The sequence below is a fragment of the Cellulosimicrobium sp. Marseille-Q8652 genome (assembly GCF_965112045.1).
Genome location: NZ_CBCOPS010000002.1, coordinates 2037363 through 2052716, shown reverse-complemented (window position 1 = coordinate 2052716; position 15354 = coordinate 2037363). Strand labels below are relative to the sequence as shown.

Below are 15354 nucleotides of genomic sequence, written 5' to 3'. Positions count from 1 at the left end.
AGGAAATGGAGAGCCACCAATGGCTGCGATGAAGCCGCGGACGGGTGACGGCCCGCTGGAGGTCACCAAGGAAGGGCGAGGCATCGTCATGCGCGTCCCGCTCGAGGGCGGTGGGCGGCTCGTGGTGGAGCTCAACGCGACCGAGGCCAGCGAGCTCGGCGACGCGCTCCAGGCCGTGGTGGGCTGATTGGCGGCTCGTGAGCGCGCCGTGACGTCCGCGCCCGAGATCCCGCGTCCGTTGCCCGACGTGGTGGCGGCCCGGGGGACCGTGAGCGAGTCCCCGCTCCTCGCGGACGGCGACGTCGCGGCGCTCGTCGTCGCGGTGGCTCCCGCCCGGGAGCCGGGGGACGGCCTCCAGCCCCGCGCGGGCACCGTCGACGCGGCGGTGCGCTACGGCATCGACCTCGCGGAGCTCGCCGAGCGCTCCGGAGGTCCGTCGTTCGAGGGACGCGCCGGCGACGTCGTGCGCGTCGACCTGCCGCGCGCCCACGTGGGGTCCGCCGGCCGGCTGCCCTGGTCCGGCCTCCCGACCCGGCTCGTCCTCCTGGGCGTCGGGTCGGGCGACGACGCCTCGCTGCGCCGGGCCGGCGCAGCGCTCGCCCGCTCGGCCCGCGGGCTCGAGCGCGTCGTGAGCGCGGCGACGGCCGACGCGGACGCGGACGGCGTGCGCGCCTTCGTGGAGGGCTACCTGCTCGCCGCGTACCGCCAGCCCCGTCGTCCCGGCCCGACGGCGCCCGGCTCCTCCGCGCGCGGCACGGAGCGGTCCGCCGGACGGCGCCGCAGCGAGGAGCCCGCCGAGCAGCTCGTGCTGCTGTCCTCGTCGGCGGCCCACGACCCGGAGCCCGCCGTCGAGGCGGCCCGCCGCGCCGCGGGCGCGACCTGGCTCGTCCGGGACCTCGCGAACACGCCCGCCGACGTCAAGGACCCGGCGTGGCTCGCGGAGCGGGCGCGCGAGCTCGCGCAGGAGCGCGGGCTCGACGTCCGGGTCCGCGGGGTCCGCGAGCTCGCAGCCGAGGGCTTCGGCGCGCTCCTCGCCGTCGGGGCGGGCTCGGTGCGCGAGCCGCGCCTCGTCACGGTGACCTACGACCCGCGCGACCACGGCGTCGCCGCGGACCGCCCGGGCACCTCAGCTCGCCACGTCGTCGTCGTGGGCAAGGGGATCACGTACGACACCGGTGGGCTGTCGATCAAGCCGCGCGAGGCCATGGTGCCGATGAAGACCGACATGGCGGGCGCGGCCGTCGCGCTCGCCGTCGTGCTCGGTGCCGCGGACCGCCGGGTCGCCCACCGCGTGACGGCGGTCCTGCCCCTCGCGGAGAACCACGTCGGGGCGGCGTCGTACCGGCCGGGTGACGTCCTGCGGACGTACTCCGGGCGCACGGTCGAGGTCGCGAACACGGACGCCGAGGGCCGCCTCGTCCTCGCGGACGCGCTGGGCTTCGCCCTCGCGGAGCTGGCGCCGGACGTGCTCGTCGACGTCGCGACGCTCACCGGCGCGGCGAGCCTGGGTCTCGGACGCGGCCACGGCGCGCTCTACGCGACCGACGACGCGCTCGCGACGGCGATCGAGGGCGCTGCGGAGGTCACCGGCGAGCGGGTGTGGCGCATGCCCCTCGTCGCGGACTACGCGCCGGCCCTGCGCTCGGAGGTGGCCGACCTGCGCCACGTCCCGCTCGAGAGCCCCGGCGGAGGGTCGATCACGGCTGCGCTGTTCCTGCGCGAGTTCGTCGGGGACGTGCCGTGGGCCCACCTCGACATCGCGGGACCGGCCCGGGCGACCTCCGACCGCCACGAGATCACCGAGGGAGCGACCGGCTACGGCGCGCGGCTGCTGCTGGCGGCGCTGGACCGGCTCTGACGAGCGGTCGTCCTCAGCGGCGCACGGCTAGCAGGAGGCCGTCGCCGCTGGGCAGGAGCGCCGGCAGGACCCGGTCGTCGGCGCGCAGCGAGCGCCCGACCTCGCGCACGATGGTCGTGACCTCGTCGCGTCGTGCCGGGTCGGCCACGCGGTCGTGCGACAGCGCGCCGTCGACGGCGAGGACGCCGCCCGGGCGCAGGAGGCGCAGGCCCTGCTCGACGTACTCGGGGTAGCTGTGCTTGTCGGCACCGACGAGGACGAGGTCGTAGGCGCCGTCCGTGAGGCGGGGCAGGACGTCGCTCGCCCGGCCGGGGATGGTCCGGGTGCGGGCGGGGGCCAGCCCTTCCTCGGCGAAGGCCTCCTTCGCCGCGCGCTGGTGCTCCACCTCGACGTCGATGGTCGTGAGCACGCCGTCCGCGGGCATCCCGCGCAGCAGCCAGAGCGACGCGACACCGGTGCCGGTGCCGATCTCCACGACCGAGCGTGCTCCGAGCGCCGCGGCGAGGACGCGCAGGACCGCCCCGGCCCCGGGCAGGATGGCCGGGCAGCCCAGCTCCGCGGCGCGGTCGCGGGCGCGCAGGAGCACCTCGTCCTCGGGGACGAACTCCTCGCTGTACACCCAGCTGGCCGCCTTGGCGCTGCGGTTGGTGCCGACGTCGCTGCTGATCGAAGCCTCCGCGTGCTCGGGCCTGCACCCTCGCACCGGGCGGTGCGACGGCGGGCGCAGGACGCGCCCTGTCTGGGATCGTACCCGGGATCACCCACCGCGCCCGGGAGGCGCTCGACGCGACGGGCGAGGTGTGCGCGACGCGTGGACGTGCGGGTCGGGTCCGGTCGGGGAGCGGGAACACCGACCGGTCGGCGGGCGTTCTTCTGGGACGATGGACCGTGTGAGCGACAGACGACCGGCGGACCCTGCGAGCGCACCGGAGGGTGCGGCGGCATGGGTCCCTCCCTCGTGGGACGAGATCGTCCGCGAGCACTCGGCCCGCGTGTTCCGGCTCGCCTACCGGCTCACGGGCAACCGGCACGACGCGGAGGACCTCACCCAGGAGACGTTCGTCCGCGTCTTCCGCTCGTTGTCGAGCTACACGCCGGGCACGTTCGAGGGCTGGCTCCACCGCATCACGACGAACCTCTTCCTCGACCAGGTCCGCCGCAAGCAGCGGATCCGCATGGAGGCCATGGGGGACGACGACTCCCACTACCCGGCCCGCGGCGAGCTCGCCCAGCCCGAGCGGGGGTTCGAGCACGCGAACCTCGACCACGACGTCCAGCGCGCGCTCGACGCCCTCAGCCCGGAGTACCGCGCGGCCGTCGTCCTGTGCGACATCGAGGGCCTGTCCTACGAGGAGATCGCCCTGACGCTCGGGATCAAGCTCGGGACCGTCCGCTCGCGGATCCACCGCGCTCGCGCCCAGCTGCGGGCGGCGCTCCCGCACCGGGACCCCCACGAGCGACCGGCCACCCCGGCGGGCGAGACGGTCGTGCCCACCGCCCAGGAGGTGGCGTGACGTCCCACCTGGGCTCGCGGCTCTCCGCGCTCGTCGACGGCCAGCTCTCGCCGGCCGAGGCGGAGCGCGCTCTCGGCCACGTGGCCGGGTGCGCACGCTGCGCCGACGAGCTCGCCGCGGCCCGGTCGGCCCGTCGTGCGCTGAGCGCCGCCGCCCACGTCGAGCCCGCGCCCGACCTCACGGCGCGGCTGCTCGCCCTCTCGGCCCAGATCCCTCCGAGCGAGCAGGACCCGTTGCGCCGCGCCCCGGCGGCCGGCGACCCGTGGGCGCAGCGCCCCGTCCTGCCGCCCGGCGCGTGGAGCGGCGAGCTGCGCGGCGGTGCGCTGCGCCGGCGCGTCGCGATGGTGGTCGCCGGGGGCGTCGGGGTCGCGGCCGTCGGCCTGTTCGCGCTCGGCGAGAGCCCCGTCGTCACCCCCGAGCTGCACCGCTCCGACCCCCTGACGGTGCTGGCCCAGGCGGCCCCGCGGATCACCGCGGCGGGCACCGCGGGCGCCGCGGAGACGCGGGCCGACGACGGTCTCGCGTCGCTGGTGGCGCAGGGCTGGACCGGTCCGTCGGAGCTGCCGGAGGGCGTCACGGTGGCGGCCGTGCGCGAGGACGCGGCGCGGCAGGTCCTCGAGATCGACCTCGTCACCCCCACGGGCGAGGTCGTCGTCCGCGAGCAGGTGGGGCTCCTCGACGAGGCGGCTCTCGCCGGTCTCGGCACGTGGGACGTCGACGGCCGCCGCGTGCACGTGCTGTCCGAGGACCCGTGGCACGTCGTCTGGCAGTCCGGCGACACGGTGATCGACGTCGTCGCGGACACCGAGGACGAGGTGCTGGCCGACCTCGTGGCGGCGTTCCCCGACCGCGACTACGATGCCGGGGTCCCGGCGCGCATCTCCCGGGGCTGGACGACCATGACAGGAGCGCTCGGCACCTCATGACCGACCCCTCGACGGGCGGCGACGCCCCGCAGCGCCCGGACGGCGCGGAGCACAACCCGTTCGCGCCGCCGTCGGCGTACCGGCCCGTCGCCCGCATCGCGCCCGGCGCCGTCCCGGTCCCGCCGCCCCCGGCGCGCACGGGGGACCCCGTCCCGGGGACGACGCCGCTGCCCCCCGGCGCGACCGCGACCGGCGCCGCCACGCCCGGGACGCCGCACCTCGCCGCGGGCGCCCCGGCGCAGGACCCGTGGGACCCGTTGCGCTCGTTCGACCAGCACGGTGCGTCCTCGCCCCTGGCCGCTCACCCCGACGCCGGCCGGCCGACGGTGGACCCGACGCTCGTGGCGCCGCCGGTCGTCGCGGGACGGCGCCGACGGCTGGGCGTGGGGAGCGTCGTGAGCCTCGTCGTCCTGGCGCTCGTCGCGGGGGCGCTCGGCGGGGTGGCGGCGGACCGCCTCCTCGACGCGCCGTCGCAGCGGGCGTCGGTCACGCTCCCCGCGGCGAGCGTCGAGGCCGACGTGGAGCGTGCGCCGGGCTCCGTCGCGGACATCGCCGCGACCGTGCTGCCCAGCGTCGTGTCGCTGCAGGTGCGAGGAGGGGACGGCGTCGCGACCGGCTCCGGCTTCGTGCTCACGGAGGACGGGTACATCCTCACCAACAACCACGTCGTGGCCGGTGCCGCGGACGGCGGAGAGGTCGTCGTGCTGTTCGCCGACGGCCACGAGAGCCCGGCCGAGCTCGTCGGCCGGACGGTCGACTACGACCTGGCGGTCGTCAAGGTCGAGGACTCTGGCCTGACCCCGCTCGCGCTGGGCGACTCCGACGGCGTGGCCGTCGGGGACCCCGTGGTCGCCGTGGGGGCGCCCCTCGGGCTCAACGGCACGGTCACGACGGGCATCGTCAGCGCGCTCAACCGGCCCGTGCAGGCCGGGGAGGCGGCGCAGACGGCCTTCATCAACGCGATCCAGACCGACGCGGCGATCAACCCCGGCAACTCGGGCGGTCCGCTCGTCAACGGGCAGGGCGAGGTCGTCGGGATCAACTCGGCCATCGCGCAGCCACCGGGGGCCATGGCGGCCACGGGGAGCATCGGGCTCGGGTTCTCGATCCCCTCCAACCAGGCGCGGCGCACGGCGGAGCAGCTCATCGCGGACGGCGTCGCCACCTACCCGGTCATCGGGGTGCTCCTCGACCAGCGGTACCAGGGCGAGGGCGTCCAGGTCTCGACCGACGCGCAGCAGGGGCAGCAGGCCGTGACGCCCGAGGGTCCCGCGGACGCCGCCGGGATCCGACCGGGCGACGTCATCCTGTCGATCGACGGACGCCCCGTCACGGAGTCCGACGAGCTCATCGTCGCGATCCGCGCGAAGGCTCCGGGCGACGCGGTCACGCTGCGTGTGCGGACCGACGGGCAGGAGCGCGACGTGCGCGTCGTCCTCGACGAGGCGACGAGCGAGTAGTCTGACGCAGTGTTCGGGATTAACGGAGCCGAGTTCGTCGTGCTCCTCGTCGTCGCGGTGATCATCATCGGTCCCGAACGGCTGCCCCGGTACGCCGAGCAGCTCGGGGGCTTCGTGCGCTCGGCGCGCGGCTACCTCCGCGACGCGAAGGCGCGGGTCGACGCCGAGATCGGCGAGGAGATCGGCGACGTCGACTGGTCGAAGCTGGACCCGCGCCAGTACGACCCGCGACGCATCGTGCGCGAGGCGCTGCTCGACGACGACCCGGCACCGGCACGCGTCCAGCACCCGCCGCCCCCGGCCCCGACCGCACCGGGCGGCCCCGCGCCGTTCGACGACGAGGCCACCTGACCGCTCCGGCCACCGCGGAGCGGGAGCGGCGGGCGCGATTCGGCCGGTGACCGGTGACCTGTCAGAATGGGCGAATGTCCATCGAGGTGACCGAGACCGGAACGGCACGGACGGCAGCGGGGACCGCGTCGTCGCAGACCGGGACCAGGCCGCCCGGGACCGCCCCGCGCATCCTGTCCGGGATGCAGCCCACCGAGGACTCGCTGCAGCTCGGCAACTACATCGGCGCGCTGACGCAGTGGGTCGCGCTGCAGGACTCCTACGACGCCCTCTACTGCGTCGTCGACCTCCACGCGCTCACGGTGAACCCGGACCCGGCGCGCCTGCGCGAGCGCACCCGGCGCACCGCGGCCCAGTACCTCGCCGGCGGCGTCGACCCGGACCGCTCGGCGCTGTTCGTCCAGTCGCACGTCCCGCAGCACGCGGAGCTGTCCTGGGTGCTCTCGTGCCAGACCGGCTTCGGCGAGGCCGGCCGGATGACGCAGTTCAAGGACAAGTCCGCGAAGCAGGGCGCGGAGGGCACGACGGTGGGCCTCTTCACCTACCCGGTGCTCATGGCTGCGGACATCCTCCTGTACGACGCCGCGCTCGTGCCGGTCGGCGAGGACCAGCGCCAGCACCTGGAGCTCGCGCGCAACCTCGCGGAGCGTCTCAACGCGCGCTTCGGCGACGGCACGGCCGTGGTCCCCGAGCCCCACATCGTCCGGTCCGTCGCGAAGATCTACGACCTCCAGGAGCCGACCGCGAAGATGAGCAAGTCCTCGTCGAACGGCAAGGGCGTCATCTGGCTCCTCGAGGACCCGAAGGTCGCCGCGAAGCGCATCCGGTCGGCCGCGACCGACTCCGAGAACGAGATCCGCTACGACCCGGTCGCGAAGCCCGGCGTGTCGAACCTCCTGACGATCTTCTCGGCGCTCACCGGCCGCGACGTCGAGGCGATCGCCGCCGAGTACGACGGTCGCGGCTACGGGCACCTCAAGGTGGACCTGGCCGAGGTGGTCGTGGAGTTCCTCACGCCGTTCCAGGAGCGGGCGAACTCGTACCTCGCGGACCCGGCCGAGCTGGACGCGGTCCTCGCGCGGGGCGCGCAGAAGGCGCGCGAGATCGCCGCGGGGACGCTCGCACGGGTCTACGACCGGGTCGGCCTGCTCCCCGTCGGGGGGACGACGGCGTGAACCTCCCGGAACGCGGGCCCTCGCAGGTCCGGGTCGGTATCGCGATCGAGGTCCCCGCCCCGTTCGGCCCCGAGCTCCAGGCGGCACGGGCGCGGTTCGGCGACCCGCTCGCCGCGCTCATCCCGCCGCACATCACGCTCCTGGGTCCCACGGTGCTCGACCCGGAGCAGCTCGAGGAGGTCGGCGCGCACCTCGCGGGCGTCGCGGCCGGTGCCGCGCCGTTCCGGATCCACCTGCGGGGGAGCGCGACCTTCCGGCCCGTCTCGCCGGTCGTGTTCGTCCAGGTGGTCGAGGGCATCGCCGAGTGCGAGCACCTGGAGAGCGTCGTGCGCAGCGGGCCTCTCGAGCAGGACCTGCGCTTCAACTACCACCCGCACGTCACGGTCGCGCACGAGGTGGACGACGCGTCCCTCGACCGCGCGTTCGACGAGATGGCGGCCTACGAGGCGGAGTTCGCGGTGGACGGGTTCCACCTCTACGAGCACGGCGACGACGCCGTGTGGCGGCCTCGCCGGCTCTTCCACCTGACCGGGGATGCCCACCCTGCGGACGCCTCGTAGTCTCGGGGCGTGACCACGCCGGACCGCCTCGCGACGACGCCGGTCCGGCGCGTCACGGACCGTGCGGCGGCCGTGGCGGAGCGGTGGAAGGACAGCAGGCCCGGCCGCGCGACCTACCGCTACCTCTACTCCCGCGGCGCCCTGCTGTGCGGCGGCATCGCGTACTCCGCGCTGTTCTCGCTCTTCGCGGCACTGACGATCGGGTACACGATCTTCGTCCAGGTGCTCGGCGGGCGCCAGGAGCTCATGGACACGGTGTTCGCGTGGATCAACGACCTCGTGCCGGGACTCATCGCCGTCGACGGGGCGGGCGGGGTGATCCGGCCCGAGGACCTGCTGCTGGACTCGGGCCTCAGCGTGACGAGCGTCGTCGCGGGGGTCGTCCTGCTCTTCTCCGCCGTCTCGTTCATGTACCACCTGCGGGGCGCCGTGCGCACGATGTTCGGCGTCAGCGACGTGGGCCAGAGCCCTGTGCTCGCGCGCGCGCGGGCCTTCCTCGGGTTCGTCCTGCTCGCGATCATGATCCTCGTGTCGGCCACGGCGGCGGTCGCCGTCACGACCCTCGGCAACCACGTCATGGCGGCTCTGGGGCTCTCGGGCGGCGCCGCGCTGCTCGTGGCGGTCGCGGGCGTCCTCGTGAGCGTGCTGGTCGACGCCGTCGTCGTCGTGCTCGTCGTCGTCCTGCTCGCGGGCGTCGACGTACGGCGGCGGGACCTCGTCGTCGGCTCGCTCACCGCCGCCGCTGCGTTCGGCGCCCTGCGCTACCTCGGGTCGTCGTTCGTCGCGGGCAGCGCGAGCCGCAACGCCCTGCTCGCGTCGTTCGCCGTCCTCGTCACGCTGCTCCTGCTCGTCAACTTCACGGCCCGCATCCTGCTCGCCGTGTGCGCCTGGATGGCGGACCCGCCGCGCGTCCCCGAGCCGGAGCCCGGCGGCCCGCGTCACGCCCGCGACGGCCGCCCCGAGCTCCCGGTGCTCGACGGCGCCGCGACGGCCGCGGGCCGTCACGCCCGCGCCGACGCCGAGCCCGGGCCGGAGGAGCAGGTCCGAGCGGGCCACGGCCGGGGCAGGCCCTGGAGCCCCGTCGTCCGCGGGTTCCGCAAGGGCCGCCTCGCCCGCGGCACCTGAGCTCGAAGGAAGACGACGACGGGGTGGGGGTGCTGCTGCCACGACCGGGCGGCAGCACCCCCACCCCGTGCCAGGGCGACGACGCGCGAAGCGGGAGCCGGCTCAGAAGGCGCGCGTGATCATCGCGCGCTTGACCTCCTGGATCGCCTTCGTGACCTCGATGCCGCGCGGGCAGGCCTCGGTGCAGTTGAAGGTCGTGCGGCAGCGCCACACGCCCTCCTTGTCGTTGAGGATCTCGAGGCGCTGCGTGGCGCCCTCGTCGCGGCTGTCGAAGATGAACCGGTGCGCGTTGACGATCGCCGCCGGGCCGAAGTACTGGCCGTCCGTCCAGAACACGGGGCACGACGAGGTGCACGCGGCGCACAGGATGCACTTCGTGGTGTCGTCGAAGCGCTCGCGCTGCTCGGCGGACTGCAGGCGCTCCTTGCTCGGCTCGTTCCCCGACGTGATGAGGAACGGCATGATCTCGCGGTACGACGCGAAGAACGGCTCCATGTCCACGACGAGGTCCTTGACCACGGGCAGGCCCTTGATGGGCTCGACCGTGATGGGCTTGTCGGGGTTGACGTCCTTGAGGAGCGTCTTGCACGCGAGGCGGTTGCGACCGTTGATGCGGACCGCGTCGGAGCCGCACACGCCGTGCGCGCACGAGCGGCGGAACGTGAGCGAGCCGTCGTGCTCCCACTTGATCTTGTGCAGCGCGTCTAGCACGCGGTCCGTCCCGTGCGCGAGGACCGTGAACTCGTCCCAGTACGCGTCGTCGCCGTGCGCCGACTCGGGGGAGTAGCGCCGGATCCGGAGGGTGACCTCGAACGAGGGGATCTCCCCGGCCTTGGCCTCGGGCGCGGGTGCGGCCGGGCTCTCGAGTGTGGCAGTCATCAGTACTTCCGCTCCATGGGCTCGTACCGGGTCTGGGTGACGGGCTTCGAGCCCAGGGCGACCTTGTAGCCGTCGAACGACTCGACGTGGTCGAAGTAGCCGGGCACGTGCCCGTCCACGAGGGCGTCGTCGGACGTCTCGGCCGTCGTCGGACGGCGGTAGGCCATCGTGTGCAGCATGTAGTTCGCGTCGTCGCGGCCGGGGTAGTCCTCGCGGTAGTGGCCGCCGCGCGACTCCTTGCGGTTGAGGGCGGCGACGACCGTGACCTCCGCGATGTCGAGCAGGAAGCCGAGCTCGATCGCCTCGAGGAGGTCGGTGTTGAACATCCGGCCCTTGTCCTGCACCGAGACGTCGCGGTACCGCTTCTGGAGCTCGCGGATGTCGGACAGCGCCTGGTTGAGCGACTCGCCCGTGCGGAACACCTGGGCGTTCGCGTCCATGGTCTCCTGGAGCGCCTTGCGCACCTCGGCGACGCGTTCCCCGTCGGGACGGTTGCGCATCTCCTCGAGCTGGGCGATCACGGCGGCGGCCGGGTTCTCGGGCAGCTCGGAGTACTGCGCGGTCGCCGCGTAGGCGGCGGCCGTGCGCCCGGCACGCTTGCCGAAGACGTTGATGTCGAGCAGGGAGTTGGTGCCCAGGCGGTTCGAGCCGTGGACGCTCACGCACGCGACCTCGCCCGCGGCGTAGAGCCCCTTCACGACGTTGTGGCTGTCGCGCAGCACCTCGGCGTCGACGTTGGTCGGGATGCCGCCCATCGCGTAGTGCGCGGTGGGGTAGACCGGGACGGGCTCGGTGTAGGGCTCGATGCCCAGGTACGTGCGCGCGAACTCGGTGATGTCCGGCAGCTTGGCGTCGATGTGCGCGGGCTCGAGGTGCGTGAGGTCGAGCAGGACGTAGTCCTTGTTCGGCCCGGCGCCGCGACCCTCGCGGACCTCGTTCGCCATCGAGCGGGCGACGATGTCGCGCGGTGCGAGGTCCTTGATCGTCGGGGCGTACCGCTCCATGAAGCGCTCGCCGTCGGCGTTGCGCAGGATGCCGCCCTCGCCGCGCGCGGCCTCCGAGAGGAGGATGCCGAGACCCGCGAGGCCCGTCGGGTGGAACTGGAAGAACTCCATGTCCTCGAGCGGCAGGCCGCGCCGGTAGGCGAGGGCCATGCCGTCGCCCGTGAGCGTGTGGGCGTTGGACGTCGTCTTGAAGATCTTGCCCGCGCCACCGGTCGCGAAGATGATCGCCTTCGCCTGGAAGACGTGGATCTCGCCGGTCGCGAGGTCGTAGGCGACGACGCCCGTCGCGGTGACCGTCTCGCCGTCGGGCACGTCGCCGGCCGCGAGGTCGTGGTCGGTGATGAGGTCGAGGACGTAGAACTCGTTGAAGAACTCGACGTCCTGCTTGACGCACTGCTGGTAGAGCGTCTGGAGGATCATGTGCCCGGTGCGGTCCGCGGCGTAGCACGAGCGGCGGACCGCGGCCTCGCCGTGGTTGCGCGTGTGCCCGCCGAAGCGGCGCTGGTCGATGCGGCCCTCGGGCGTGCGGTTGAACGGCAGGCCCATGCGCTCGAGGTCGAGGACGGCGTCGATGGCCTCCTTGGCCATGATCTCCGCGGCGTCCTGGTCGACGAGGTAGTCACCGCCCTTGACGGTGTCGAACGTGTGCCACTCCCAGTTGTCCTCCTCGACGTTCGCGAGGGCGGCGCACATGCCGCCCTGCGCCGCGCCCGTGTGGGAGCGCGTCGGGTAGAGCTTGGAGATGACGGCGGTGCGGACCTGGCCGGACGACTCCAGCGCCGCGCGCATCCCGGCGCCGCCGGCGCCGACGATGACGACGTCGTACTGATGGGTTTGCATCGGTTCCGATGCCTCCTGGGAGAGAGCTGAGGTGGTGCCGCGGACGGCGGGGGGTGGGGGCGTCGCGTCCTGCGGGCGTCAGTCGAAGCAGAACGAGGCGAGCAGCTCGGCCGGCGCGTTCGCGGGGCACGGCTCGAACGTGAAGATGACGAGGGTGCCGAGCACCGTGACGACCGTGAAGGCGAGGTACAGCGCGAGCTTGAGCACGAGCCGGGTGCCGTCGCGCTCCGCGTAGTCGTTGATGATCGTCCGCACGCCGTTGGTGCCGTGGAACATGGCGAGCCACAGCATGAGGAGGTCCCAGACCTGCCAGAACGGCGACGCCCACTTGCCGGCGACGAAGCCGAAGTCGATGGCGTGCACGCCCTCGCCGACCATGAGGTTGACGAAGAGGTGGCCGAAGATCAGGACGATCAGCACGACGCCGGAGGCGCGCATGAAGATCCAGCTGTACAGCTCGTAGTTGCTGCGCGTGGACGTGCGGCGCCGGTACGGGTCGCGCGGCGCGGCGACCTCCACCGTGGGTGCGGCGGCCATCAGTGCCCCCCTCCGAAGACGTTCATGAGGTGACGCGGCAGGAACCCGGCCATCGTCACGACGAACAGGCCGACGACGACCCACAGCATCGTGCGCTGGTACCGCGGACCCTTGGCCCAGAAGTCGACGAGGATGATCCGGATGCCGTTGAACGCGTGGAAGACGATCGCGGCCACGAGGCCCGCCTCGCCCAGCCCCATGATCGGCGTCTGGTAGGTGCCGATGACGGCGTTGTACGCCTCGGGCGAGACTCGTACCAGTGCCGTGTCGAGCACGTGGACGAGGAGGAAGAAGAAGATGAGCACGCCGGTCACGCGGTGCGCGACCCACGACCACATGCCTTCACGGCCGCGGTAGAGCGTGCCAGCTGGTGCACTGGGCACTTTGGGGGCCTCCTGTGGCGAGATCAGGGGGAGATGCCGGGCGGACCCGGTGCGGCCGGGACCGGTGTCCCGAACCACGGAGCGCCCTCGTCGGCATCAGTCTCTGGGCTTCCACCATAGTGACATCGGCGTCATGATGCGGACCGCCGAAGGCCGTGCGAGGGCCTGGTGCGGGCTGTTTGTGACTGATCCCACAGCCGACGGGGGAACCCCGACCGTCACTATGCTGCCCTCATGGTCCCTTCGCCCGCCCAGCCCTCCGCCACGCCGACGAACGCCTCCCGGGGCCCCGGGTCGCCGATCGACGGCTTCTACGCCGTGGTGCCCGCGGGCGGCGCCGGGACGCGGCTGTGGCCGCTGTCGCGGGCCACGGCGCCGAAGTTCCTGCTCGACCTCACGGGGTCGGGCCGCACGCTGCTGCAGGCGACGGTCGACCGGCTGACGCCCCTGACGGGCGACGAGGGCGTCGTGCTCGTGACGGGCGAGCGGCACGTCGCGGCGGCGCGGGCCCAGCTGCCCGCGCTCCCCGGCGAGAACGTCCTCGCGGAGCCGTCGCCGCGCGACTCCATGGCGGCCATCGGGCTCGCCGCCGCCGTGCTCGAGCGCCGGCACGGCGACGTCGTCATCGGCTCGTTCGCGGCCGACCAGGTCATCACGGGGCACGACGCGTTCGAGGCGTCGGTGCGGGAGGCGGTCGAGGCCGCGCGCGCCGGGTACGTCGTGACCATCGGGATCGCGGCCTCCCGGCCCTCCACGGCCTTCGGGTACGTGCACAGCGGCGAGCCGCTCGGGGTCGAGGGGGCGCCGAGCGCCCTGCACGTGAGGGGCTTCACCGAGAAGCCGGACGCGGCGACGGCGCAGCAGTACATCGCGTCGGGCGAGTACCGGTGGAACGCGGGGATGTTCATCGTCCGCGCGTCGGTCCTCCTGGCCCACCTCGCGGACCAGCGCCCGGAGCTGCACGACGGGCTGCGCACGGTCGCCGCGGCGTGGGACGGCCCGGACCGCGAGCGCGTGCTCGCCGAGACGTGGCCGGCGCTCGAGAAGATCGCCATCGACCACGCCGTCGCCGAGCCGGTCGCGGCCGTGGGCGGCGTGGCCGTCGTGCCCGGCACGTTCGGCTGGGACGACGTCGGCGACTTCAACTCGCTCGCCGCGTTGCTCCCGTCGGTGGACGGTGCGGGCGCGAAGGTGCTCGGCGACACGGGCAAGGTGGTGCGCCGCGACAGCGCCGGGTCGGTCGTCGTGCCGGCCGGCGACCGCGTGGTGACCGTGCTCGGTCTGGACGACGTGGTCGTCGTCGACACGCCCGACGCCCTGCTGGTGACCACGCGGGCGAGGGCGCAGCAGGTGAAGTCGATGGTCGACGCCGTGCGCGAGCTGGGGATGGACGAGCTGCTGTGAGCGCCCGGCAGGACGGCATCGCCGGGCTGCTCGAGGCCTCCGCGGCGCGCCACGCCGGCGAGCTCGTCGGGATCCGGCGCGACCTCCACCAGCACCCGGAGGTGTCGCGCGCCGAGACGCGGACGACGGCGCTCCTCGCCGAGCGCCTGCGGACGGCGGGGCTCGACCCGCAGCCGCTGCCGGGCACCGGGCTCGTGTGCGACGTCGGGCCCGTGCCGGGCGACCTCGTCCCGGCGGCGGACGGCGCGCTCGTGCCCGCCCCGGGTCGCGTCGCGCTGCGCGCGGACCTCGACGCGCTGCCGCTGCAGGACCGCTGCGGGCTGCCGTGGGCGTCGACGGTGAGCGGCGTCGCGCACGCGTGCGGCCACGACGTGCACACCGCGGCGGTGCTGGGCGCCGGGCTCGTGCTCGCGGACCTGCACGCCGAGGTCGGGCTGCGCCGCGGGGTCCGGCTGATCTTCCAGCCCGCCGAGGAGGTCCAGCCCGGCGGGTCGCTCGACGTGCTCGCGGCGGGCGGCCTCGACGGCGTGGACGAGATCTTCGCGATCCACTGCGACCCGAAGGTCGACGTCGGCCACATCGGGACCCGGATCGGCCCCATCACGTCCGCGTCCGACGAGGTGTCCGTGACGATCGCGAGCCCGGGCGGCCACACGTCGCGCCCCCACCTCACGGGGGACGTGGTGTACGCGCTGGGGCAGGTGATCACGCAGGTCCCGGCCGTGCTCGGACGACGGCTGGACCCGCGCTCGGGCGTCAACCTCACGTGGGGAGCCGTGCACGCCGGGTCGGCGCACAACGCGATCCCCAGCACGGGCACGGTGCGGGGCACGCTGCGCTGCCTCGACGTGCGCGCGTGGGAGTTCGCGGGACAGGTGCTGCACGACGCCGTCGAGCAGGTCGTGGCGCCGTACGAGGTCGAGGTGACCGTGCACCACACGCGCGGCGTGCCGCCGGTCGAGAACGACGAGCGCTGCACGGGGCTGCTCGAGGCCGCCGCGCGCGACGTCCTCGGCGCCGGCTCGGTCCTGCTGACGGAGCAGTCGCTCGGCGGCGAGGACTTCGCCTGGTACCTCACCAAGGTGCCGGGGGCGATGGCTCGGCTGGGCACGCGCACGCCGGGCGGCCGTGCCTACGACATCCACCAGGGTGATCTGCAGGTGGACGAGCGCGCCGTCGACGCCGGCACGCGGCTCCTCGCACGCGTCGCCCTGGGCTGAGCGGCCCCTACCGGGTGAACCGGTCTCGACCCGTGGACGGGCGTGTGTCACGCCTCAGACGCAAAGTGACGCTTGCATAACGAAGCAGCGGCGTTACCGACAAGTAACGTCCGCGACG

At 74.0% G+C, this 15354-nt stretch carries 16 protein-coding genes; 11 read left to right on the top strand and 5 right to left on the bottom strand.

Features of this window, described 5'->3' with window-relative positions:
* Nucleotides 1–19: 19 nt before the first annotated feature.
* Both ACWPWV_RS19275 and ACWPWV_RS19270 read left to right on the top strand, forming a co-directional pair.
* Nucleotides 20–187 carry a DUF3117 domain-containing protein gene (locus tag ACWPWV_RS19275; protein WP_069387794.1) on the top strand — a complete coding sequence of 56 codons (168 nt, stop codon included), beginning with the start codon at nt 20–22 and terminating at the stop codon, nt 185–187.
* Nucleotides 188–208: 21 nt separating this feature from the next.
* Nucleotides 209–1858, top strand: coding sequence for a leucyl aminopeptidase family protein (locus ACWPWV_RS19270; RefSeq protein WP_454044491.1), 1650 nt, complete (start codon nt 209–211; stop codon nt 1856–1858).
* A 13-nt stretch (nt 1859–1871) separates the two neighbouring features.
* Here ACWPWV_RS19270 and ACWPWV_RS19265 read toward each other — a convergent pair whose 3' ends face one another.
* Nucleotides 1872–2525 carry an O-methyltransferase gene (locus tag ACWPWV_RS19265; protein WP_454044608.1) on the bottom strand — a complete coding sequence of 218 codons (654 nt, stop codon included), beginning with the start codon at nt 2523–2525 and terminating at the stop codon, nt 1872–1874.
* A 223-nt stretch (nt 2526–2748) separates the two neighbouring features.
* Between ACWPWV_RS19265 and sigE the strand changes: the two genes are divergently transcribed.
* The 7 genes from sigE to ACWPWV_RS19230 all read left to right on the top strand — a co-directional run bounded on the left by sigE (nt 2749) and on the right by ACWPWV_RS19230 (nt 8969).
* Nucleotides 2749–3372 (top strand): RNA polymerase sigma factor SigE, encoded by a 624-nt coding sequence (gene sigE, locus ACWPWV_RS19260; RefSeq protein WP_454044490.1) that lies wholly within the window; start codon nt 2749–2751, stop codon nt 3370–3372.
* A complete protein-coding gene (locus tag ACWPWV_RS19255; RefSeq protein ID WP_454044489.1) occupies nt 3369–4298 on the top strand; it encodes a zf-HC2 domain-containing protein in 930 nt (309 codons plus the stop codon). Before sigE ends, ACWPWV_RS19255 begins: the two co-directional genes overlap by 4 nt.
* A complete protein-coding gene (locus ACWPWV_RS19250; RefSeq protein ID WP_454044488.1) occupies nt 4295–5758 on the top strand; it encodes a trypsin-like peptidase domain-containing protein in 1464 nt (487 codons plus the stop codon). The genes ACWPWV_RS19255 and ACWPWV_RS19250 overlap by 4 nt, the downstream gene beginning before the upstream one ends.
* 9 nt (nt 5759–5767) lie before the next feature.
* Nucleotides 5768–6109 (top strand): Sec-independent protein translocase TatB, encoded by a 342-nt coding sequence (locus ACWPWV_RS19245; protein WP_454044487.1) that lies wholly within the window; start codon nt 5768–5770, stop codon nt 6107–6109.
* Between the two features lie 74 nt (nt 6110–6183).
* Nucleotides 6184–7284 (top strand): tryptophan--tRNA ligase, encoded by a 1101-nt coding sequence (gene trpS / locus ACWPWV_RS19240; RefSeq protein WP_454044486.1) that lies wholly within the window; start codon nt 6184–6186, stop codon nt 7282–7284.
* Nucleotides 7281–7844, top strand: a complete 564-nt coding sequence (locus tag ACWPWV_RS19235) for a 2'-5' RNA ligase family protein (protein WP_454044485.1) — start codon at nt 7281–7283, stop codon at nt 7842–7844. The genes trpS and ACWPWV_RS19235 overlap by 4 nt, the downstream gene beginning before the upstream one ends.
* 9 nt (nt 7845–7853) lie before the next feature.
* The gene (locus ACWPWV_RS19230; protein ID WP_454044484.1) at nt 7854–8969 is read left to right on the top strand and encodes a YihY/virulence factor BrkB family protein; all 1116 of its coding nucleotides are present in this window, start codon (nt 7854–7856) and stop codon (nt 8967–8969) included.
* A gap of 102 nt (nt 8970–9071) precedes the next feature.
* On the opposite strand, the gene ACWPWV_RS19225 is transcribed toward ACWPWV_RS19230, so the two are convergent.
* The 4 genes from ACWPWV_RS19225 to sdhC all read right to left on the bottom strand — a co-directional run bounded on the left by ACWPWV_RS19225 (nt 9072) and on the right by sdhC (nt 12612).
* A complete protein-coding gene (locus ACWPWV_RS19225) occupies nt 9072–9848 on the bottom strand; it encodes a succinate dehydrogenase iron-sulfur subunit (RefSeq protein WP_454044483.1) in 777 nt (258 codons plus the stop codon).
* Complete coding sequence (sdhA, locus tag ACWPWV_RS19220; protein ID WP_454044482.1) at nt 9848–11692, bottom strand: succinate dehydrogenase flavoprotein subunit; 1845 nt, start codon at nt 11690–11692, stop codon at nt 9848–9850. Before sdhA ends, ACWPWV_RS19225 begins: the two co-directional genes overlap by 1 nt.
* 78 nt (nt 11693–11770) lie before the next feature.
* Nucleotides 11771–12229, bottom strand: a complete 459-nt coding sequence (locus ACWPWV_RS19215; protein WP_454044481.1) for a succinate dehydrogenase hydrophobic membrane anchor subunit — start codon at nt 12227–12229, stop codon at nt 11771–11773.
* Nucleotides 12229–12612 (bottom strand): succinate dehydrogenase, cytochrome b556 subunit, encoded by a 384-nt coding sequence (sdhC, locus tag ACWPWV_RS19210; protein WP_454044480.1) that lies wholly within the window; start codon nt 12610–12612, stop codon nt 12229–12231. The genes ACWPWV_RS19215 and sdhC overlap by 1 nt, the downstream gene beginning before the upstream one ends.
* A 234-nt stretch (nt 12613–12846) precedes the next feature.
* On the opposite strand from sdhC, the gene ACWPWV_RS19205 reads away from it, so the two are divergent.
* Complete coding sequence (locus ACWPWV_RS19205) at nt 12847–14016, top strand: mannose-1-phosphate guanylyltransferase (protein ID WP_454044479.1); 1170 nt, start codon at nt 12847–12849, stop codon at nt 14014–14016.
* A complete protein-coding gene (locus ACWPWV_RS19200; RefSeq protein ID WP_454044478.1) occupies nt 14013–15236 on the top strand; it encodes an amidohydrolase in 1224 nt (407 codons plus the stop codon). Before ACWPWV_RS19205 ends, ACWPWV_RS19200 begins: the two co-directional genes overlap by 4 nt.
* Nucleotides 15237–15354 lie beyond the last annotated feature (118 nt).